This is a genomic window from Enterobacter huaxiensis (assembly GCF_003594935.2).
In the GTDB taxonomy this organism is placed as follows: Bacteria; Pseudomonadota; Gammaproteobacteria; order Enterobacterales; family Enterobacteriaceae; genus Enterobacter; species Enterobacter huaxiensis.
Genome location: NZ_CP043342.1, coordinates 526548 through 546402, shown reverse-complemented (window position 1 = coordinate 546402; position 19855 = coordinate 526548). Strand labels below are relative to the sequence as shown.

At 54.9% G+C, this 19855-nt stretch carries 23 protein-coding genes; 12 read left to right on the top strand and 11 right to left on the bottom strand.

What is annotated here, in order from left to right:
- Positions 1-36 precede the first annotated feature (36 nt).
- From ibaG to mlaF, 6 genes are all read right to left on the bottom strand, one after another.
- Positions 37-291: a BolA family iron metabolism protein IbaG gene (gene ibaG / locus D5067_RS02665; protein WP_042322109.1), complete on the bottom strand. Its 255-nt coding sequence runs from the start codon at positions 289-291 to the stop codon at positions 37-39.
- Between the two features lie 126 nt (positions 292-417).
- Complete coding sequence (gene mlaB / locus D5067_RS02660) at positions 418-711, bottom strand: lipid asymmetry maintenance protein MlaB (RefSeq protein ID WP_119936828.1); 294 nt, start codon at positions 709-711, stop codon at positions 418-420.
- Positions 711-1346, bottom strand: a complete 636-nt coding sequence (gene mlaC, locus D5067_RS02655) for a phospholipid-binding protein MlaC (protein ID WP_119936827.1) — start codon at positions 1344-1346, stop codon at positions 711-713. The genes mlaB and mlaC overlap by 1 nt, the downstream gene beginning before the upstream one ends.
- Before the next feature lie 18 nt (positions 1347-1364).
- The gene (gene mlaD / locus D5067_RS02650) at positions 1365-1913 is read right to left on the bottom strand and encodes an outer membrane lipid asymmetry maintenance protein MlaD (RefSeq protein WP_119936826.1); all 549 of its coding nucleotides are present in this window, start codon (positions 1911-1913) and stop codon (positions 1365-1367) included.
- Positions 1914-1917: 4 nt separating this feature from the next.
- Positions 1918-2700, bottom strand: a complete 783-nt coding sequence (gene mlaE, locus D5067_RS02645; RefSeq protein ID WP_119936825.1) for a lipid asymmetry maintenance ABC transporter permease subunit MlaE — start codon at positions 2698-2700, stop codon at positions 1918-1920.
- A gap of 7 nt (positions 2701-2707) precedes the next feature.
- Positions 2708-3520 carry a phospholipid ABC transporter ATP-binding protein MlaF gene (mlaF, locus tag D5067_RS02640; RefSeq protein ID WP_119936824.1) on the bottom strand — a complete coding sequence of 271 codons (813 nt, stop codon included), beginning with the start codon at positions 3518-3520 and terminating at the stop codon, positions 2708-2710.
- Between the two features lie 226 nt (positions 3521-3746).
- Between mlaF and D5067_RS02635 the strand changes: the two genes are divergently transcribed.
- The 11 genes from D5067_RS02635 (at position 3747) to npr (ending at position 11666) form a co-directional block, all read left to right on the top strand.
- The gene (locus tag D5067_RS02635) at positions 3747-4724 is read left to right on the top strand and encodes a calcium/sodium antiporter (RefSeq protein ID WP_119936823.1); all 978 of its coding nucleotides are present in this window, start codon (positions 3747-3749) and stop codon (positions 4722-4724) included.
- A gap of 13 nt (positions 4725-4737) precedes the next feature.
- Positions 4738-5724, top strand: a complete 987-nt coding sequence (gene kdsD, locus D5067_RS02630; protein WP_119936822.1) for an arabinose-5-phosphate isomerase KdsD — start codon at positions 4738-4740, stop codon at positions 5722-5724.
- Between the two features lie 14 nt (positions 5725-5738).
- Positions 5739-6305 carry a 3-deoxy-manno-octulosonate-8-phosphatase KdsC gene (kdsC, locus tag D5067_RS02625; RefSeq protein WP_119936821.1) on the top strand — a complete coding sequence of 189 codons (567 nt, stop codon included), beginning with the start codon at positions 5739-5741 and terminating at the stop codon, positions 6303-6305.
- Positions 6302-6877, top strand: a complete 576-nt coding sequence (lptC, locus tag D5067_RS02620) for an LPS export ABC transporter periplasmic protein LptC (protein WP_119936820.1) — start codon at positions 6302-6304, stop codon at positions 6875-6877. The genes kdsC and lptC overlap by 4 nt, the downstream gene beginning before the upstream one ends.
- A complete protein-coding gene (gene lptA / locus D5067_RS02615) occupies positions 6846-7400 on the top strand; it encodes a lipopolysaccharide ABC transporter substrate-binding protein LptA (protein ID WP_119936819.1) in 555 nt (184 codons plus the stop codon). Before lptC ends, lptA begins: the two co-directional genes overlap by 32 nt.
- A gap of 6 nt (positions 7401-7406) precedes the next feature.
- Positions 7407-8132 carry an LPS export ABC transporter ATP-binding protein gene (gene lptB, locus D5067_RS02610; protein ID WP_119936818.1) on the top strand — a complete coding sequence of 242 codons (726 nt, stop codon included), beginning with the start codon at positions 7407-7409 and terminating at the stop codon, positions 8130-8132.
- A 47-nt stretch (positions 8133-8179) separates the two neighbouring features.
- On the top strand, positions 8180-9613 hold the full coding sequence (gene rpoN, locus D5067_RS02605; RefSeq protein WP_119936817.1) for an RNA polymerase factor sigma-54: 1434 nt from the start codon (positions 8180-8182) through the stop codon (positions 9611-9613).
- 22 nt (positions 9614-9635) lie between these two features.
- Positions 9636-9923, top strand: a complete 288-nt coding sequence (gene hpf / locus D5067_RS02600; protein ID WP_119936816.1) for a ribosome hibernation promoting factor — start codon at positions 9636-9638, stop codon at positions 9921-9923.
- 82 nt (positions 9924-10005) lie between these two features.
- Positions 10006-10497 carry a PTS IIA-like nitrogen regulatory protein PtsN gene (gene ptsN, locus D5067_RS02595; protein ID WP_119936815.1) on the top strand — a complete coding sequence of 164 codons (492 nt, stop codon included), beginning with the start codon at positions 10006-10008 and terminating at the stop codon, positions 10495-10497.
- A gap of 45 nt (positions 10498-10542) precedes the next feature.
- Positions 10543-11397: an RNase adapter RapZ gene (gene rapZ / locus D5067_RS02590; protein WP_119936814.1), complete on the top strand. Its 855-nt coding sequence runs from the start codon at positions 10543-10545 to the stop codon at positions 11395-11397.
- Positions 11394-11666, top strand: coding sequence for a PTS phosphocarrier protein NPr (npr, locus tag D5067_RS02585; RefSeq protein WP_003861872.1), 273 nt, complete (start codon positions 11394-11396; stop codon positions 11664-11666). Before rapZ ends, npr begins: the two co-directional genes overlap by 4 nt.
- A 37-nt stretch (positions 11667-11703) precedes the next feature.
- Here the strand turns inward: npr and mtgA are convergent, their stop codons facing one another.
- The 5 genes from mtgA to lptF all read right to left on the bottom strand — a co-directional run bounded on the left by mtgA (position 11704) and on the right by lptF (position 17963).
- A complete protein-coding gene (gene mtgA, locus D5067_RS02580) occupies positions 11704-12429 on the bottom strand; it encodes a monofunctional biosynthetic peptidoglycan transglycosylase (RefSeq protein ID WP_119936813.1) in 726 nt (241 codons plus the stop codon).
- Positions 12426-13079, bottom strand: coding sequence for an isoprenoid biosynthesis glyoxalase ElbB (gene elbB / locus D5067_RS02575; RefSeq protein ID WP_119936812.1), 654 nt, complete (start codon positions 13077-13079; stop codon positions 12426-12428). Before elbB ends, mtgA begins: the two co-directional genes overlap by 4 nt.
- A gap of 232 nt (positions 13080-13311) precedes the next feature.
- Complete coding sequence (gene arcB, locus D5067_RS02570; RefSeq protein ID WP_119936811.1) at positions 13312-15645, bottom strand: aerobic respiration two-component sensor histidine kinase ArcB; 2334 nt, start codon at positions 15643-15645, stop codon at positions 13312-13314.
- Between the two features lie 135 nt (positions 15646-15780).
- The gene (gene lptG, locus D5067_RS02565) at positions 15781-16863 is read right to left on the bottom strand and encodes an LPS export ABC transporter permease LptG (RefSeq protein WP_119936810.1); all 1083 of its coding nucleotides are present in this window, start codon (positions 16861-16863) and stop codon (positions 15781-15783) included.
- The gene (gene lptF, locus D5067_RS02560; protein ID WP_119936809.1) at positions 16863-17963 is read right to left on the bottom strand and encodes an LPS export ABC transporter permease LptF; all 1101 of its coding nucleotides are present in this window, start codon (positions 17961-17963) and stop codon (positions 16863-16865) included. The genes lptG and lptF overlap by 1 nt, the downstream gene beginning before the upstream one ends.
- A 265-nt stretch (positions 17964-18228) precedes the next feature.
- On the opposite strand from lptF, the gene pepA reads away from it, so the two are divergent.
- Entirely contained in the window at positions 18229-19740 is a 1512-nt protein-coding gene (pepA, locus tag D5067_RS02555) for a leucyl aminopeptidase (RefSeq protein ID WP_119936808.1), read from the top strand.
- Positions 19741-19855 lie beyond the last annotated feature (115 nt).

The window sequence follows — 19855 nt, the reverse complement described above, 5'->3', positions numbered from 1 at the left end:
GAATTCAACCGTGCCGCGGGCCCTGTGGCCCCCGGCTCAAAAACCGTTTAGTTTGCGATCGCGCGCCCACTCTTGCGGGGTAAAGGCTTTAATCGACAGGGCGTGGATGCGGTTATCCGCAATGTATTCCATCAGCGGCGCGTACACAGCCTGCTGTTTCTTCACACGACTCATACCGTCGAAGATCTCACCCACAGCAATAACCTGGAAGTGACTGCCATCGCCAGAGACGTGGGCTTCCTGAAGGGAGAGTGCATTCATCAGCACTGTCTGGATTTCATTATTTTCCATGGGTTCTACATCATCTGATAGTGAAAACAAGCCCAACATCTTAGAGCAAAGTGGCGCCGTCTTAAACAAGCAAAAAGCCCCAACGATGAAACTGTCGGGGCTTTCAGAAGTAACGCACTGAAAATATTAACGAGGTAATACATCCTGAGGCAGATTATAAAGCTGAGCAAGCGTCACAACGTTGTCGCTCATCCCCGTAAACGCAACCTGGGTTCCCTGCTTTTTGCCTGCGGCAACCAGATGCACGAGCAGAGCAATGCCGGCGGTATCCACCCGCGTGACGCCGCTTAAATCAATCAGCGTTACGCCCTGCATCGCATTCAGACGCGCATCCCATAACGGGTTCAGCAGATCCTGATCGAGCTCCCCCGTCAGCTTTAACGTCTCCCCCTCACGCGACCAGCTCAGTTGCTGCAACATTACTTTTTCTCGTCCAGGGAAATTTTCTGACGAGAGATAGACTGCAGCTGAGCGGTCAGGCCATCAATGCCTTTGGTGCGAAGCAGGTCGCTCCACTCATTCTGTTTAGTGGTGATCATGCTGACACCTTCCGCAATCATGTCGTATGCCTGCCAGTTACCGGTCTGGCTGTTTTTACGCCACTGGAAGTCCAGGCGAACCGGAGGACGACCGTTAGGATCCACAATGGTCACACGGATAGGGATAATGGTCGCATCACCCAGCGGCTGTTCAGGGGCAATCTGATAGGTCTGACCGTGATACATCGCCAGCGCCTGGCCGTAAGCCTGTTTCAGGTATTCACGGAACGCGGCGAAGTAGGCCTCGCGCTGAGCAGGGGTGGCATCTTTGTAGTAACGGCCCAGCACCAGCGCGCCGGCATACTTAATCTGGACGTAAGGCAGCAGTTCCTGATCGACCACGTCGCGCAGGTAGTCAGGATTCGCACGAATCTTAGATTGTTCATTTTTAAGACGATCGAAGGTTTTCTTCGCCGCTTCATCCATCAGTTTGTACGGGTTGCTCTGATCCGCAGCGTGTACCGCAGTGAGAGGGGCAATAACCAGCATGGCAACCATTAACAGTCGTTTAAACATGAATGACTTCTCCTGAAATTAATTCGCGGCACCAGGGGCCGGCGCAACGTTGGTAGGGTCTTCACTCTGCGCAGGGGCATCGTCAGACTTTTTATCATCCCCTTTACTGTTGTAAAGGAACTGACCAATCATATCTTCCAGCACCATGGCTGACTTCGTATCCTGAATCACACTACCGTCTTTAAGGATAGTCGTTCCCAGCTCAGGATCTTCAAAACCCACGTTCAGGGCCAGATATTGCTCGCCCAGCAGGCCGGAGGTGCGAATAGACAGCGAGCTGGTATCCGGGATGTGGTTATAGCGCTCTTCAATATCCATTGCGACGCGCGGCAGATAGGTTTTCTCATCAAGCGTAATGTCTGACACACGCCCGATAACCACGCCGCCAATGCGCACCGGGGAGCGTGCCTTCAGGCCGCCGATATTGTCAAAGGTGGCATAAATGCGATAAGTCGGCTCGGTGCGGATAGAGGTAATATCCGCCGCTCTCAGGCAGATAAACAGTGCGGCCAGCAGAGCCAGCAGCAGGAAGATACCGACCCAAATTTCATTTTTTCTCGTTTGCATGAACTCAATTCCCAAACATCAGTGCGGTGAGCACAAAATCCAGACCCAGTACGGCCAGCGACGAATGAACGACAGTACGTGTAGTAGCACGGCTAATGCCCGCCGACGTCGGGATAGCATCGTAACCGTTAAACAAGGCGATCCAGGTGACCGTAACGGCGAAGACCGCGCTCTTAATCAGACAGTTAACCAGATCCATCCGCAGGTCGATGGCATCCTGCATTGCAGACCAGAAGAAACCGGCATCAATGCCTTTCCAGTGCACGCCAACTAACGATCCGCCCCAGATACCGACCGCGACAAAGAGGATGGTCAGCAGCGGGAGCGAAATCACGCCCGCCCAAAAGCGCGGGGAGATCACGCGACGCAGCGGATCAACCGCCATCATTTCCATGCTCGAAAGCTGCTCGGTCGCCCGCATCAGGCCAATTTCGGCCGTTAATGCAGACCCGGCACGCCCTGCGAACAGGAGTGCCGCGACAACCGGACCCAGCTCGCGCAGCAGGGAGAGCGAAACCAGCATTCCCAGGCTGGTTTCCGCACTGTAGGTTGTCAGCACCAGATAGCCTTGCAGCCCAAGTACCATACCGATAAACAGACCGGAAACGATTATAATGAGCATCGACAACACGCCGACGTTATAAAGCTGCCGCACCAGCAAAGGCGCGTGCTTGCGGAATTCCGGCTTGCCGACCAGCGCGTTGAACAACATCAATCCGGCACGCCCGAACGTCCTGATGGTTTTTACGCCACGGTGTCCGAGAGCGGCCAACGCATTTAACAGCATGAGTGGCTTAACTCCCTATTCCCAATAAATCGTCACGATAGTCGCCTGATGGATAACGGAACGGCACAGGCCCATCCGCAATCCCGTCCAGGAACTGCCGCACGCGCGGATCGCAATTTTCCTGCAGCGCCTGGGCGCTACCGTGTGCGACGATCTTTTTGTCTGCCACGATGTAGGCGTAATCAGCAATGCTCAGGACTTCCGGGACATCGTGAGACACCACGATGCAGGTGACGCCCAGCGCACTGTTTAATTCAGATATCAACTTCACCAGCACGCCCATGGTGATAGGGTCCTGCCCGACGAAAGGTTCGTCAAACATGATTAAATCAGGTTCCAGTGCGATAGCACGCGCCAGCGCGGCGCGGCGAGCCATACCGCCAGAGAGTTCAGACGGCATCAATTTTGCCGCGCCCCTCAGCCCCACGGCCTCAAGCTTCATCATGACGGTGCTTTTCAGCAGCTCTGGCGGCAGGCTGGTATGCTCACGCAGCGGGTAGGCTACGTTATCAAAGACGTTCATGTCGGTGAACAGCGCACCCGACTGAAAAAGCATGCTCATACGCTTGCGGACAGTATACAGACGCGAGCGTGACATCTCCGGGACGTTTTCCCCGTCAAAGAGAATTTCGCCACCGTCCGGGGGGATTTGCCCGCCAATAAGACGCAGCAATGTCGTTTTGCCGATCCCTGACGGCCCCATGATGGCGGTGATTTTTCCACGCGGCACGGTCAGAGAAATATCATCAAATATCAATCGGTTGCCGCGAGAAAAACTGACACCGCGGACATCGACTAAATTCGCCATAGATTGGCTCATTTATGGTTCCTTTCTTACCCTGCTTAACGTTAAGCATTACGCTTAAATCAGCCCTAAACCCAACATTTTTACAGAATATTAGCCGTTGAGGTTAGCGAAAGCTGGCATTTGTTTTACTTTTCCGGCGCATAAAGTCAAAATTAAGAATTCGTTACGTCTCAGACTGTATGCAGCGCCAACATTATGCGCGGTGGACCGGCAAGTATACCTGAAGAAAGGACTTTTGATGCTTTTAGCAACAGCACTGTTAATAATTGGTTTACTTTTGGTGGTCTACAGTGCTGACCGTTTAGTCTTTGCTGCATCAATACTGTGTCGGCTTATCGGCATGCCGCCCATCATTATTGGGATGACAGTGGTCAGCGTTGGCACGTCGCTGCCTGAAATTATTGTGTCCGTGTCAGCCTCACTGCATGGCCAGGTTGATCTCGCTATCGGCACCGCGATTGGCTCGAACATCGTCAATATTTTACTGATTTTAGGCCTAGCCGCGCTGCTGCATCCATTTCGCGTGGATTCTGATGTTCTGCGTCGTGAATTGCCGCTAATGTTAATTGTAAGCCTGCTGGCAGGCTACGTGCTTTATGATGGCGTGTTGAGCTATGACGATGGCATTTTCCTGCTCGCGCTCGCCGGGATCTGGCTGCTGTATAGTGTTAAAATCGCCCGCCAGGCTGAAAAACAGGGTAATGACAGCCTGACACGTGAGCAGGTCGCCGAACTCCCGCGCGAAGGGACGTTGCCCGTAGCGCTGCTGTGGCTTGGTATCGCACTCATCATCATGCCGATGGCTACCCGCATGGTGGTCGATAACGCAACGGTGCTGGCGAACTATTTCGCCATGAGCGAACTGACGATAGGTTTGACGGTCATTGCCATCGGCACCAGCCTGCCAGAGCTGGCCACGGCCATCGCGGGCGCGCGTAAAGGTGAAGACGATATTGCGATTGGCAATATCATCGGCTCCAACATTTTTAATATCGCCATCGTAATGGGCCTTCCCGCCCTGATTTCACCGGGGGCGTTTAACCCCATGGCATTTACGCGCGATTACGGAGTGATGCTGCTGGTCAGCGTTATTTTCGCCCTGCTCTGCTGGCGGCGGAAACGTCAGATTGGCAAAGGCGCAGGCGCGCTGCTGACAGGTGGATTTATCGTATGGATGGCGATGCTGTACTGGCTTTCGCCTCTTCTCTCTGGGTAAATGGAAAAGCATTATGTCGCAAATAGAATTGCAGCCGGGTTTTGACTTTCAGAAAGCAGGCAAAGCCGTACTGGAGATTGAACGTGAAGGTCTGGCGCAGTTAGATCAGTATATTAATCAGGATTTTAATCTGGCATGTGAGAAACTGTTCCACTGTGCCGGTAAAGTCGTGGTGATGGGGATGGGCAAATCCGGCCACATCGGGCGCAAAATGGCGGCAACCTTTGCCAGCACGGGAACGTCATCGTTCTTCGTTCACCCAGGTGAAGCCGCACACGGCGATCTGGGCATGGTTACCCCACATGATGTCGTTATCGCGCTGTCGAACTCCGGCGAGTCCAATGAGATCCTGGCGCTGATCCCGGTACTGAAGCGGCTCCAGGTGCCCCTGATTTGCATGACCAGCCGCCCGGAAAGCAGTATGGGCCGCGCGGCCGATATTCATCTGTGCGTGAAGGTGCCTAAAGAGGCGTGTCCGCTTGGCCTTGCCCCCACCTCCAGCACGACGGCGGCGCTCGTGATGGGCGATGCCCTCGCGGTCGCGCTGCTCGAGGCCCGGGGTTTTACTCCTGAAGATTTCGCGCTCTCTCACCCTGGCGGTGCGTTAGGACGCAAGCTGCTGCTTCGGGTTAACGATATTATGCACACCGGGGATGAGATCCCTCGCGTCGCTAAAGGGGCTTCCCTGCGCGATGCTTTGCTGGAAATTACCCGTAAAAATCTGGGCATGACGGTGATCTGTGATGACCAGATGAAGATTGAAGGTGTTTTTACTGACGGTGACTTACGTCGGGTGTTCGATATGGGCGTAGATGTCCGCACGCTGGGCATCGCGGATGTGATGACGCCGGGCGGGATCCGCGTGCGTTCGGGCATCCTCGCGGTGGATGTGCTGAACCTGATGCAGTCCCGTCATATCACCGCAGTGATGGTTGCCGATGGCGACCAACTGCTGGGTGTGGTACATATGCATGATCTTCTGCGCGCAGGCGTAGTGTAATGAAGGATAAGACAATGAGTAATGCGGGTGCATCCCTTGCAACCTGTTATGGCCCGGTAAGCACCAGCATGATGGCAAAGGCGGAAAACATCCGTCTGTTGATCCTCGATGTGGATGGCGTGCTCTCCGATGGCCTGATTTACATGGGCAATAACGGCGAAGAGCTGAAAGCATTTAACGTGCGCGACGGATACGGTATTCGCTGCGCGCTCACGTCCGGCATTGAAGTTGCTATCATCACCGGCCGGAAAGCTAAACTATTAGAAGACCGCTGCGAAACGCTGGGCATTACCCATCTGTATCAGGGGCAATCCGACAAGATGGTTGCTTTTAACGACCTGCTGGGAAAACTGGCTGTCGCACCTGAGAACGTGGCCTATGTTGGGGATGATTTGATCGACTGGCCAGTGATGGCTGAAGTGGGTCTGAGCATAGCCGTTGCCGATGCGCATCCGTTGCTGATCCCGCGCGCTGACTACGTCACCCATATCAACGGGGGGCGCGGAGCGGTCCGTGAAGTCTGCGATCTGCTTTTGCTGGCGCAGGGCAAGCTTGATGAGGCCAAAGGGCAATCGATATGAGTAAAACCAGACGCTGGGTTATCATTCTGCTGACGCTTGTCGCGCTAATACTGATTGGCGTGAACCTTGCGGACCGTGACGATCCGCAAACAGAAACGGTCAATACCGGCGAGCCAACCTACAAAAGCGATCACAGTGACACGGTGGTGTATAGCCCGGAAGGCGCCCTGAACTATCGCCTGATTGCCCAGCATGTCGAATATTTTTCAGATGACGGCATCTCGTGGTTTACCCAACCGTTGATGACCACATTTGATACGAACAAAGTCCCGACGTGGTCGATCAAATCTGACCGGGCAAAACTGACGAATGACCGTATGCTTTATCTGTATGGCCACGTTGAAGTCAACGCCCTGACCGCAGACTCTCAACTGCGCAAAATCACGACGGATAATGCCCAGATAAACCTGGTCACCCAGGATGTCACGTCGCAGGATCTGGTCACACTGTATGGCACAACATTTAATTCCAGCGGTCTGAGAATGCGCGGGAACTTACGCAGCAAAAACGCCGAGCTGATTGAAAAGGTTAGAACCTCCTATGAAATTCAAAACAAACAAACTCAGCCTTAAAGCTATTATCGCCAGCGCACTGTTGGCAGCCAGTCTTCCCGCGCTTGCTGTCACTGGCGATACTGAGCAGCCGATTCACATTGAATCCGATACGCAGTCTCTGGACATGCAGGGTAACGTCGTCACCTTTACCGGCAACGTCGTGATGACCCAGGGCACGATCAAAATCAATGCCGACAAAGTGGTCGTTACCCGTCCGGGTGGCGAACAGGGCAAAGAGATTATCGATGGCTATGGCAACCCGGCCACGTTTTACCAGATGCAGGACAACGGCAAACCGGTTAAAGGCCGGGCGTCGCATATGCATTACGAGCTGGCAAAAGATCTGGTCATCCTGACAGGCAACGCCTATCTGGAACAGCTGGACAGCAATATCACCGGCGACAAGATCACCTATCTGGTGAAAGAGCAGAAAATGCAGGCCTCCAGCGAGAAAGGCAGACGCGTGACTACCGTGCTTGTTCCGTCGCAGCTGCAGGATAAAGGCAAAGGCCAGGCTCCGGCACAAAAGAAGAGTAACTAATTCGTTATGGCAACATTAACTGCAAAAAACCTCGCGAAAGCGTATAAGGGCCGTCGCGTCGTCGAAGACGTCAGTTTGACTGTCAACTCCGGTGAAATTGTCGGTTTGCTTGGCCCTAACGGTGCGGGTAAAACCACCACCTTCTATATGGTGGTGGGTATAGTGCCACGCGATGCAGGCAACATTATCATTGATGATGAAGACATCAGCCTGCTGCCGCTGCATGCCCGCGCGCGTCGTGGTATCGGCTATCTGCCTCAGGAAGCGTCAATCTTCCGTCGCCTGAGCGTCTACGATAACCTGATGGCCGTTCTGCAGATCCGTGACGATCTGACTAACGAACAGCGCCACGATCGTGCCAACGAGCTGATGGAAGAGTTTCATATCGAACACCTGCGCGACAGCCTCGGGCAGGCGCTGTCCGGGGGGGAACGTCGCCGCGTGGAAATTGCACGCGCGCTGGCAGCAAACCCGAAATTCATCCTGCTGGATGAACCCTTCGCGGGCGTTGACCCCATCTCCGTTATCGACATCAAACGTATTATCGAGCACCTTCGTGACAGCGGGCTTGGCGTACTGATCACCGACCACAACGTCCGTGAAACGCTGGCCGTCTGTGAACGTGCTTATATCGTGAGCCAGGGCCATCTGATCGCCCACGGAACACCGCAAGAGATCCTCGAAGATGAGCATGTTAAGCGCGTGTACCTTGGGGAAGACTTCAGACTCTGATAGGGTAGAGGTAACATAACGCCGGACCGGAGAAAAATGCTCTGAACATGAAGCAAGGTTTGCAATTAAGGCTCAGCCAACAACTGGCAATGACGCCGCAGCTACAGCAGGCGATCCGTCTGCTGCAGCTGTCCACGTTAGAACTCCAGCAGGAGCTCCAGCAGGCGCTGGACAGTAATCCCCTGCTGGAGCAAACCGATCTTCATGACGAGGTAGATACCCAGGAAACACAAGACACTGAAACGCTCGACTCCGTTGATGCACTCGAACAAAAAGAGATGCCGGATGAGCTTCCGCTTGATGCCAGCTGGGATGAAATCTACACCGCCGGGACCCCTTCCGGCACGCGTGCAGACTACCAGGACGACGAGCTGCCGGTCTATCAGGGAGAAACCACCCAGTCGCTGCAGGATTACCTGATGTGGCAGGTTGAACTGACTCCCTTCTCCGATACCGATCGCGCTATTGCGACCTCCATTGTCGATGCCGTGGATGACACCGGCTATCTGACCGTCACGCTGGACGACATTCTGGAAAGCATCGGCAACGATGAGATCGAACTCGAAGAGATCGAGGCCGTGCTGAAGCGCATTCAGCGTTTCGACCCGGTCGGCGTGGCCGCAAAAGATCTCCGCGACTGCCTGCTGATCCAGCTGTCTCAGTTTGCCAAAGAGACGCCGTGGATTGACGAAGCCCGCGTGATCATCAGCAGCCATCTCGATCTGCTCGCAAACCACGATTTTCGCACCCTGATGCGCGTCACGCGCCTGAAGGAAGAGGTGCTGAAAGAAGCGGTTAACCTGATCCAATCCCTCGATCCGCGCCCCGGCCAGTCGATCCAGACCGGCGAACCCGAATATGTGATCCCCGATGTGCTGGTGCGAAAACATAACGACCGCTGGGTCGTAGAGCTGAATTCTGACAGCATCCCTCGCCTGCAAATCAACCAGCAGTATGCCTCCATGTGCACCAGCGCGCGTAATGACGCCGACAATCAGTACATTCGCAGCAATCTGCAGGAAGCACGCTGGTTGATCAAAAGTCTGGAGAGCCGAAATGATACGCTGCTGCGCGTAAGCCGCTGTATTGTCGAGCAGCAGCAGGCTTTCTTTGAGCAGGGCGAAGAGTTTATGAAACCGATGGTACTGGCGGATATCGCCCAGGCCGTCGAGATGCACGAATCAACCATTTCTCGCGTGACCACGCAGAAGTATCTGCACAGTCCGCGCGGTATTTTTGAGCTTAAGTATTTCTTCTCAAGCCATGTGAGTACCGAGGGCGGAGGCGAAGCCTCGTCGACGGCAATCCGTGCGCTGGTGAAGAAGTTGATCGCCGCGGAAAACCCCGCGAAGCCACTGAGTGACAGTAAGTTAACCACCATGCTGTCCGACCAGGGTATTATGGTGGCACGTCGTACTGTTGCGAAGTATCGAGAGTCTTTATCCATTCCGCCGTCTAACCAGCGTAAACAGCTGGTCTGACACAACCGATAAGGAAGACACTATGCAGCTCAACATCACAGGACACAATGTCGAGATCACCGAAGCATTACGCGATTTCCTGAACACGAAGTTCGCGAAGCTCGAGCAGTATTTCGAAAGGATCAATCAGGTCTATATTGTGTTGAAAGTGGAGAAAGTGACTCATATCTCGGATGCAACCCTGCACGTGAACGGGGGTGAACTCCATGCCAGTGCGGAAGGGCAAGACATGTACGCGGCTATCGACGGCTTGATTGATAAGCTTGCGCGACAGCTTAATAAACATAAAGATAAACTGAAACAACACTAATTGTCCGGGCAGTTAACGGGTGCAGGACGGCCTGTTGTAAAACACAACAGGCCATTTGTACGGTTAGCGCTTAGGTGAAATTATGATGAACAACGATTCCGCTCTTCAACTGAGCAATGTCCTGAACCAGGAATGTACCCGCAGTGGCGTTCACTGCCAGAGCAAAAAACGTGCGCTGGAGATCATCAGTGAACTGGCCGCAAAGCAGCTGGGCCTGCCGCCACAGGTAGTATTTGAAGCGATCCTGACCCGTGAAAAAATGGGCAGTACCGGCATCGGCAATGGCATTGCGATCCCGCATGGCAAACTGGAAGAGGACACCCTGCGTGCCGTCGGCGTATTTGTCCAGCTGGAAACGCCTATCGCCTTCGACGCCATTGATAACCAGCCCGTCGATCTCCTCTTCGCGCTGCTGGTGCCGGCCGACCAGACGAAAACGCATCTTCATACGCTGTCGCTGGTTGCCAAACGTCTGGCCGATAAAACCATTTGTCGTCGCCTGCGCTCAGCCCAAAGTGATGAAGAGCTATACCAGATAATCACCGAAGCAGAAGGCAATCAGGATAATGCATAATCGGGGGATGGCGTTTACATCTGTTGTCCTGAGGAGAAACGGAACATGGTGTTGATGATTGTCAGCGGCCGTTCAGGGTCGGGAAAGTCCGTGGCCCTGCGCGCGCTGGAAGATATGGGCTTTTACTGCGTAGATAACCTGCCCGTCGTGTTGTTACCCGAACTGGCACGGACGCTTGCGGACAGACAAATCTCTGCGGCGGTCAGCATTGACGTCCGTAACATGCCTGAATCACCCGAAGTGTTTGAGCAGGCAATGAGCAATCTGCCGGAGTGCTTCTCGCCGCAGCTGCTGTTCCTTGATGCTGACCGCAACACGTTGATCCGTCGCTACAGCGATACCCGACGTCTGCACCCGCTCTCCAGTAAAAATCTCTCTCTGGAAAGCGCCATCGATGAAGAGAGCGATCTGCTTGAGCCTCTGCGCTCCCGTGCCGATCTGATTGTCGACACCTCAGAAATGTCCGTGCACGAGCTGGCAGAAATGCTGCGTACCCGCCTGCTCGGCAAGCGTGAGCGCGAGCTGACGATGGTGTTTGAATCCTTCGGCTTTAAGCACGGCATACCTATCGATGCGGATTATGTTTTCGACGTACGCTTCCTGCCGAACCCGCACTGGGATCCCAAACTGCGTCCAATGACCGGTCTGGATAAGCCCGTGGCGGCCTTCCTCGACAGGCACACAGAAGTACACAATTTTATTTACCAGACGCGCAGCTACCTTGAGCTATGGTTACCGATGCTGGAAACAAACAATCGTAGCTACCTGACGGTGGCGATTGGCTGTACCGGCGGTAAACATCGTTCGGTCTATATTGCCGAACAGCTGGCCGACTATTTCCGCTCGCGCGGGAAGAACGTTCAGTCCCGTCATCGCACGCTGGAAAAACGTAAAACATGACCGTAAAACAGACCGTCGAAATCACCAACAAGCTGGGCATGCACGCCCGTCCGGCGATGAAGCTGTTTGAACTGATGCAGGGTTTTGATGCGGAGGTTCTGCTGCGTAACGATGAAGGCACGGAGGCAGAGGCCAACAGCGTGATCGCACTGCTGATGCTGGACTCTGCCAAAGGCCGGCAGATTGAAGTCGAGGCGACCGGTCCCCAGGAAGAAGAGGCGCTGGCGGCGGTGATTGCCCTGTTTAACGCCGGGTTTGACGAAGACTGAACCCTGTCTCTGGCGGGTGGCGCTGCGCTTACCCGCCCTACATCAGCTTATTTCTCTCCATAAACCCTTCCCCACCCAGCTGACGCATCTGGCGCATAATCCATGCCTGACGGCTTCGCACGTACCCTGACGGCGCACCAGCCTTAAATTTGATGGGGTTCGGCAGAACGGCAGCCAACAGCGCGGCCTCTGACATGCTTAGCCGGCTGGCTGGTTTATTGAAATAACGTTGTGACGCCGCTTCAACACCAAATACGCCCTCGCCAAACTCGGCAATATTCAGGTAAACGGTCAAAATCCGTTTTTTGCTCCAGACCGTTTCGATACCCAGCGTCAGCCCCGCTTCCAGCCCTTTACGCATCCAGCTGCGGCCATCCCACAAAAACAGATTCTTGGCTGTCTGTTGTGAAAGCGTAGATGCCCCGCGCACGCGGTTCTCATTACGCTCGTTATGCGCCAGCGCCTTTTCAATTGCCGCGACGTCAAAGCCCCAGTGCTCCGGGAATTTCTGGTCTTCTGCGGCAATCACCGCCAGCCCCATCCACGGCGAGATCTCATCCATGCTCACCCAGTCAGAGTGGGCGACGTAGCTGAAATCCCCCGTGAACCATGCGCTGAGCTGACGTTCAACCATCACGGCCGAAAACGGTACCGGCAGAATGCTGAACAGGGCGATCCCGCCGCCCCAGAACACCGCCAGCACGAGCACAATACGTAGCAGGATGCGCTTTAGCCACGCACCCGCGGAGAATTTGCGGCTCATTCAGTCAGAACCAACACTCTGTCCACCAGCTTTTCAATGCCGGTAGCCGCCTCGGCAATATTCTGCGCAAGCATATAGGCAGGGGTGGTGACAATCTTGTTCTCTTCATCGACCACAATGTCATCGACCGGACAGGGGACATGTTCACCCCCCATTTCTTCGACGATCTCAGCGGTATCAATATCCGTTCCGATGGTCAGGCGCAGGGGGAACTCAAAGATTCGGGGCAGCATCGCCGGTGCGATACAGATAAAGCCCTGTGGTTTTCCGGCCGCATGCATGGCCTGCGATAGCGCTTTCAGATCCGGGTCGATCTGACATTCCGCCCCCTGAGCCGCAAACGTGCTGAGGTTTTTGGCCGCGCCAAAACCACCCGGCACAATTAGCGCATCCAGCGCCGAAGCGTCCGCCTGCACCAGCGGATGAATCTCGCCCCGGACAATGCGCGCCGCTTCAATGAGCACGCTGCGGGCTTCTGCCATCGGCTCGCCGGTCAGATGATTAATGACGTCCGCCTGTTTTTTATCCGGCGCGAAACAGACAACCTCAGCCCCCCGTCGGGACAATGCCAGCAGCGTTAATACGGCTTCATGTATTTCTGAACCATCGTAAACGCCGCAACCACTCAGCACGACACCGATCTTTTTCATTCTTACGATCCTTCTCTCCAACGCGCTGAAGCATATTAATAATTCTGATTAAAACGCTATGCTTCACACATTTCACTGATTCATGTAACAAACCATTTAAGATTTGCTATCTTATCTGCGTGCGGCCTCATTATTCAGGCGGCGTCCAAGCGAAAACAACACAAATAAATCCGGCGCAGCCACGATTTCCCTGGTGTTGGCGCAGTATTCGCGCACCCCGGTTAAGCCGGGGTCATTTTTTTCTGGCATCCACCCAGGCTTTTAATACCGCCACATCGTTCTGCCACTCCTGTTTCATCTCCTCGACCCATTCACCTACGTTATCTTCCCATGCAGGTAAATCAGGGGATTGAATCTGTTGGCCCAGCTGCTGGAGATGGCGTAACCCCACCGAACCGGCTGCGCCTTTAATCTTATGCCCCTCTTCAACAATGCCTTTCTGGTCACGCGCCGTCAGGTTCGACTCCAGCACGCTCAAATATCCCGGCATCATTTTCTCAAATACGGCCAGGCCATCGGTAATCAGCTTCGGGCCAACCAGATCGATATACTGCTCCAGCATTGCGGTATCGAGCAGCGTTTGAACCTTCGCGCTATCAACAGACGTCATGGTGCTCTCCTCTTCATCACAGGTATCCCAGAACTTCTTGATCATGGCAGTCAGTGCAGGCACTGCCAGCGGCTTACTGAGCACGTCATCCATACCGGCATCGAGGTACTCTTTTTTATCCTTCAGCACGTTCGCCGTCAGCGCAACCAGCGGCGGCAGCTCGTCAGCGGCATATTTGCTCGTGAGCTCACGGGAGATATCCAGCCCGGTCATATCCGGGAGCTGAATATCCAGCAGAACCAGATCGTATTCGCCCGGGGTAAACATCTCCAGCGCGGCCTTACCGGTCATCGCCACGTCCACGCTGTTGCCCAGTTTTTCCAGCACGGAACGCGCGACAATCACGTTCAGCTCAATGTCTTCCACCAGCAGAACGTGCAGCGCCGGCAGCGGCATATCGTCGTTATCAAAGGTATCTTCTACCTCTTCCGCCACCGCTGGCGCATGCACCGTCAGCGTAAAGGTGGACCCTTTACCCGGATGGCTGGCAACGGTGATATCGCCGCCCATGCTCTTCGCCAGACGTTTTGATACCGCCAGGCCAATTCCGGTGCCGGTTGCCGGCTTACCACCGTTGCTGTCCTTCACCTGATAGTACATGGCAAAGATCTTATCCTGCTCTTCCTGCGGAATACCGATGCCCGAGTCCTCAACCTCGAAGTGCAGCATGTCCCCTTCGTCATAGCGGATCCGCACCGCAACCTGCCCCTTCTGGGTAAACTTCACGGCGTTGCTGATAAGGTTCCACAAGATCTGACGCAGGCGCGTGCCGTCTGTCACCACTTTATGCGGTAACGGCAGCGTCGGTTCCAGCACGAAGCGCAGCCCCTTTTGCTGGGCCTGCAGGCCCGAAAGGTTCTCAAGGTCAGCCAGGAAACCGGTGAAATCAACCGGCTGGTTATCGAGCTGGACCTTACGGCGCTCCATTTTATCCATATCGATAATATCGTTGAAGATATTGCCCAGCGTGACGGCGGAAACGTGGATCGTTTTGAGGTATTTTTCCTGCTCGCCGGTCAGGTCGGTATCCAACAGAATGCGGCTCAACCCCACAATGCCGTTCAGCGGCGTACGCAGCTCGTGGCTGATGGTAGAGATAAAGGTCGTTTTGTCACGGCTGGCGCGCTCAAGCGCATCCTGATAGCGCTTACGCTCGGTAATATCACGGCCAAAGCCCATCAGGCCGTGACGTTTCCCCACGCGGTCGTAGTACGGCACCTTACGGATTTCAAAGCAGGCTTTGCGCCCGTCGGGATAGTCCAGCCACTGCTCATAGGTCAGCGACACGTTGTGGCGGAAGACTTTTTCATCGGTCTCCATCACTTTCGCTGCGGCCTCTTCGGAATAGACGTCCTGCGGCTTAAGGTTAATCAGCTGCTTTTCGCTTTTCCCGGTCAACAGCTCCATCGCGCGGTTACAGCCGGAAAACTCTTTATCTTCATTGCGGTAGAACACCAGGTCCGGTGAGGCATCCAGGAAGGAGCGCAGGAAAGAGGATTGCTGTTCGAGCTGGATCTGCGTGACTTCACGCTCTTTCATTTCGATTTTCAGCTGTTCCAGCGTGGCCTGTCGTTCGGCTTCCGCCTTCTCGCGGTCCGAAATCTCCTGGTTCAGCTGCGCAATATTGTCCTTCAGCTGGACGTTAAGCTTGAGATCGCGCTCGCGCATCTCTTCCAGCTTATCCACCAGTTTTGATAAACGCTGGCGAGACTCCTCCAGCTGCTCAACCACCACGGAGAGGAAATAGACCGCCCAGGGGGTAATCAACAGGCCGAAGAAAATAGAGCGGATCACGTCGATACTTTCGACCTGGCCATGCAGAACCATGGTGACTGCCATTTGCACGACAATCGCCAGAACAACCAGCGCCAAAGCCAGCAGCATGGAGAAACGCACCAGCCCAAGCTTCATCATCAGGTCGACGTAATACTGGGCAAGCATTCGAATTTGCTTCATAGAGGATCCCTTCACGACGTTATCGCTCAATAATACTCAAATTCGCGGCGCGGCGTTGAAGGTTGTGAGAAAAAGTGCGGGATGAAACAGGAGATTAGCCTCGCTCCCGGGGAAACGGGAGCGAGGAGAGGTCTGTCAGGAACGTCTCAGCAGCAGCCAGAGGCTGATCAGGAAGAAGCTGGCGCTCGGCAGCAGCGCACCGATAATCGGCGGAATGCCATAAACCAGCGTCAGCGGACCAAAGATTTGGTCGAGGACGTAGAACACAAAGCCGAAGCTGATACCGGTGACGACGCGCACGCCCATCGGCACGCTACGCAGCGGGCCAAAGATAAACGACAGCGCCATCAGCATCATGACCGCGACGGACATCGGCTGGAAGATTTTGCTCCACATATTGAGCTGATAACGCCCGGCGTCTTGCCCACTCGATTTCAGGTACTTCACGTAGTTATGCAAGCCGCTGATTGAAAGCGCATCAGGATCCAGTGCTACCACGCCCAGCTTGTCCGGGGTCAGGTTGGTTTTCCAGGTGCCGGACACCGTCTGCGTACCGGTGATCTGTTTCGGGTCTTTCAGGTTAGATTCATCCACCTGAGACAAACGCCACTGCCTGTGGTCAGGGTCGAACTTCGCAGAGGAGGCGTGACGAACAGACTGTAAACGGCGCTCATCATTGAAGGTGTAAATGCTCACACCGCCCAGTTCATCATCACCTTTCACGCGCTCGATATAGACAAAGCTGTTGCCATCTTTCGCCCACAGCCCCTGCTGGGTTGAAAGCAGAGAACCGCCGTACATGGCCTGAGCACGATAGTTACGCGCCATCTGCTCACCCTGCGGCGCAACCCACTCGCCGATAGCCATGGTCAGCAGCACCAGCGGGATAGCGGTTTTCATGACCGACAGCGCAACCTGCATTCGGGTAAAACCCGATGCCTGCATAACCACCAGCTCGCTGCGCTGAGCAAGCATCCCCAGCCCCAGCAGCGCGCCCAGCAGGGCCGCCATCGGGAAGAAGATCTGAATATCTTTCGGGGCGCTGAGCAGGGTATACATCCCTGCCCCCATCGCGTCATAGCTCCCCTGCCCGGCTTTTTTCAGCTGGTCGACAAATTTAATGATGCCGGAGAGTGAAACCAGCATGAACAGCGTCATCATGATGGTGGTAAAAATTGTTTTACCGATATAGCGGTCAAGAACGCCAAATGCCTGCATTAGATGGCTCCTTTACGCGTAAAGCGGGCGCGAATTCGACGCATCGGCACCGTATCCCACAAGTTAAGTCCCACCGCCAGCAGCAGATACAGACCATTGACTACCCAGGTCCAGATCATCGGGTCAATCTTCCCTTTCCCACCGTTAGACTTGATCGAAGTCTGAAGCAGGAAGAACACCAGATAGAGCAGCATAGCCGGCAGCATCGACAGCACGCGGCCCTGGCGCGGGTTGACCACGCTCAGCGGCACAACCATCAGCGCCATCATAAATACGGTGAATACCAGAGTAATTCGCCAGTGCAGTTCAGCCCGCGCGCGGTCGGTATCGGTATTGAAAAGGGTCCGCATGTCCATCTGCTCGGTGTCGGTCGGATCGAGCGCTACCGCCTGGTGACCGATAATCGCCTGGTAGTTCTGGAAATCCGTGATGCGGAAATCGCGCAGCATCGCCGTGCCTTCAAAGCGCGTGCCTTTGTTCAGCGTCACTACCTGAGAGCCATCTTTACGCTGTGCAAGCTGGCCAGAATCAGCCACCACCACGGAAGGACGGGCGTTTCCTTTGGTGCGCAGCTGGGCAAGAAACACATCGTTAAAGCGGCTGCCGTCAACGCTTTCGATGAAGAGAACGGAATTACCGTCGGTGGCCTGCTGGAACTGGCCCTGTGCCAGCGCCGCCAGCCCCGGGTTGGCTTTGGCTTCCGCCAGGACTTCATCCTGGTGGCGGGAGGAGGTTGGGCCTGCCCACATCACGTTCACGGCAGCCACGATCCCGGTAAACAACGCCAGTACCATTGCCGCTTTTACCAGCACGGCTTTGCTTAAGCCGCAGGCATGCATGACCGTAATTTCACTTTCGGTATAGAGTCTGCCGAGCGTCATCAGCAAACCGAGGAAAAGGCTTAACGGCAGGATAAGCTGCGCCATTTCCGGCACGCCTAACCCGAGCAGAGAAAGCACCAGATTTGTTGGGATTTCACCGTCAACCGCCGCGCCGAGGATCCTGACCAGCTTCTGACAGAAAAAGATCAGAAGAAGGATAAAGAGGATCGCCAGTTGGCTCTTGAGCGTCTCCCGCACCAGATATCTTATGATTATCACTTTAAATACGCCCGTTAAAACTCGTCTTTTGCAGGAATTTAGCTTGTTTCATGGCTTAAACGTCATTTATTCTCTTGAGTCGTCGAAATCATCGCTAAGATTATAAAACCCGGCGGATTCGCGCTTCAGAACATTTAATGACGTGCCGAAACCGTAGTAACGTAAGATTAACACGAAGTCACCACAACCGCGGACATGAGTTACGAAAGGTTTCAATTCTATCCGTAGCTGCCGCCGTTGTCTTTAAGATTCAGGAGCGTAGTGCATGGAGTTCAGTGTAAAAAGCGGTAGCCCGGAGAAACAGCGGAGTGCCTGCATCGTTGTGGGCGTCTTTGAACCGCGCCGACTCTCCCCGATCGCCGAACAACTCGACAAGATCAGTGACGGCTACATCAGCGCCCTGCTGCGCCGTGGCGAACTGGAAGGCAAACCTGGGCAGACGCTGTTACTGCACCATGTTCCGAACGTGCTGTCCGAACGTATTCTGCTGATTGGCTGCGGCAAAGAGCGCGAGCTGGACGAGCGTCAGTACAAGCAGGTTATTCAGAAAACCATTAACACGCTGAATGATACCGGCTCAATGGAAGCCGTCTGCTTCCTGACAGAACTGCACGTCAAAGGCCGCAACACCTACTGGAAAGTTCGCCAGGCCGTCGAAACGGCAAAAGAGAGCCTTTATAGTTTTGACCAGTTGAAGACCAATAAGAGCGAGCCGCGTCGTCCGCTGCGTAAAATGGTCTTTAACGTGCCAACCCGTCGCGAGCTGACCAGCGGCGAGCGCGCCATTCAGCACGGTCTGGCCATTGCCGCAGGCATTAAAGCAGCCAAAGACCTGGGTAACATGCCGCCAAACATCTGCAACGCCGCGTACCTGGCTTCTCAGGCGCGTCAGCTGGCCGACGCCTACAGCAAAAATGTCATTACCCGCGTCATCGGCGAACAGCAGATGAAAGAGCTGGGGATGCACTCTTATCTGGCGGTCGGTAACGGCTCCCAGAATGAATCCCTGATGTCGGTAATTGAGTACAAGGGCAATCCGTCCGAAGACGCGCGCCCAATTGTGCTGGTCGGTAAAGGCCTGACCTTCGACTCCGGCGGTATCTCCATCAAGCCTGCAGAAGGCATGGACGAGATGAAGTACGACATGTGCGGCGCAGCTGCGGTGTATGGCGTGATGCGTATGGTAGCTGAACTTCAGCTGCCGATTAACGTGGTTGGCGTGCTGGCGGGCTGCGAAAACATGCCTGGCGGCCGCGCTTATCGTCCGGGTGACGTACTGACCACCATGTCCGGCCAGACCGTTGAAGTGCTGAACACCGACGCCGAAGGCCGTCTGGTACTGTGCGACGTGCTGACCTACGTTGAGCGCTTCGAGCCTGAAGCGGTAATCGACGTGGCAACCCTGACCGGTGCCTGCGTGATCGCGCTAGGCCACCACATTACCGGCCTGATGTCGAACCATAACCCGCTGGCACACGAGCTTATCGGCGCGTCTGAACAAGCCGGTGACCGCGCATGGCGCCTGCCGCTGGGCGATGAGTTCCAGGATCAGCTGGAGTCCAACTTTGCGGACATGGCGAACATCGGCGGCCGTCCTGGTGGTGCAATCACCGCGGGCTGCTTCCTGTCTCGCTTCACCCGCAAGTACAACTGGGCGCACCTGGATATCGCGGGCACCGCATGGCGCTCAGGTAAAGCCAAAGGCGCAACCGGTCGTCCAGTGGCGCTGCTGTCGCAGTTCCTGCTCAATCGTGCGGGTTTTAACGGCGACGAGTGATGTTAAACGCCGGGTGGCGGCTTCGCCTTACCCGGCCTACAGCGTCACTCAACCGTAGGCCGGGTAAGCGTAGCGCCACCCGGCTTAGCATTTAAATCCACGACAAGAAGCCCCA

Excerpts from the sequence above, each read along its gene's own strand:
- ibaG (WP_042322109.1), bottom strand. The coding sequence starts at position 291 with ATGGAAAATAATGAAATCCAGACAGTGCTGATGAATGCACTCTCCCTT.
- mlaB (WP_119936828.1), bottom strand. The coding sequence starts at position 711 with ATGTTGCAGCAACTGAGCTGGTCGCGTGAGGGGGAGACGTTAAAGCTG.
- mlaC (WP_119936827.1), bottom strand. The coding sequence starts at position 1,346 with ATGTTTAAACGACTGTTAATGGTTGCCATGCTGGTTATTGCCCCTCTC.
- mlaD (WP_119936826.1), bottom strand. The coding sequence starts at position 1,913 with ATGCAAACGAGAAAAAATGAAATTTGGGTCGGTATCTTCCTGCTGCTG.
- mlaE (WP_119936825.1), bottom strand. The coding sequence starts at position 2,700 with ATGCTGTTAAATGCGTTGGCCGCTCTCGGACACCGTGGCGTAAAAACC.
- mlaF (WP_119936824.1), bottom strand. The coding sequence starts at position 3,520 with ATGAGCCAATCTATGGCGAATTTAGTCGATGTCCGCGGTGTCAGTTTT.
- D5067_RS02635 (WP_119936823.1), top strand. The coding sequence starts at position 3,747 with ATGCTTTTAGCAACAGCACTGTTAATAATTGGTTTACTTTTGGTGGTC.
- kdsD (WP_119936822.1), top strand. The coding sequence starts at position 4,738 with ATGTCGCAAATAGAATTGCAGCCGGGTTTTGACTTTCAGAAAGCAGGC.
- kdsC (WP_119936821.1), top strand. The coding sequence starts at position 5,739 with ATGAGTAATGCGGGTGCATCCCTTGCAACCTGTTATGGCCCGGTAAGC.
- lptC (WP_119936820.1), top strand. The coding sequence starts at position 6,302 with ATGAGTAAAACCAGACGCTGGGTTATCATTCTGCTGACGCTTGTCGCG.
- lptA (WP_119936819.1), top strand. The coding sequence starts at position 6,846 with ATGAAATTCAAAACAAACAAACTCAGCCTTAAAGCTATTATCGCCAGC.
- lptB (WP_119936818.1), top strand. The coding sequence starts at position 7,407 with ATGGCAACATTAACTGCAAAAAACCTCGCGAAAGCGTATAAGGGCCGT.
- rpoN (WP_119936817.1), top strand. The coding sequence starts at position 8,180 with ATGAAGCAAGGTTTGCAATTAAGGCTCAGCCAACAACTGGCAATGACG.
- hpf (WP_119936816.1), top strand. The coding sequence starts at position 9,636 with ATGCAGCTCAACATCACAGGACACAATGTCGAGATCACCGAAGCATTA.
- ptsN (WP_119936815.1), top strand. The coding sequence starts at position 10,006 with ATGATGAACAACGATTCCGCTCTTCAACTGAGCAATGTCCTGAACCAG.
- rapZ (WP_119936814.1), top strand. The coding sequence starts at position 10,543 with ATGGTGTTGATGATTGTCAGCGGCCGTTCAGGGTCGGGAAAGTCCGTG.
- npr (WP_003861872.1), top strand. The coding sequence starts at position 11,394 with ATGACCGTAAAACAGACCGTCGAAATCACCAACAAGCTGGGCATGCAC.
- mtgA (WP_119936813.1), bottom strand. The coding sequence starts at position 12,429 with ATGAGCCGCAAATTCTCCGCGGGTGCGTGGCTAAAGCGCATCCTGCTA.
- elbB (WP_119936812.1), bottom strand. The coding sequence starts at position 13,079 with ATGAAAAAGATCGGTGTCGTGCTGAGTGGTTGCGGCGTTTACGATGGT.
- arcB (WP_119936811.1), bottom strand. The coding sequence starts at position 15,645 with ATGAAGCAAATTCGAATGCTTGCCCAGTATTACGTCGACCTGATGATG.
- lptG (WP_119936810.1), bottom strand. The coding sequence starts at position 16,863 with ATGCAGGCATTTGGCGTTCTTGACCGCTATATCGGTAAAACAATTTTT.
- pepA (WP_119936808.1), top strand. The coding sequence starts at position 18,229 with ATGGAGTTCAGTGTAAAAAGCGGTAGCCCGGAGAAACAGCGGAGTGCC.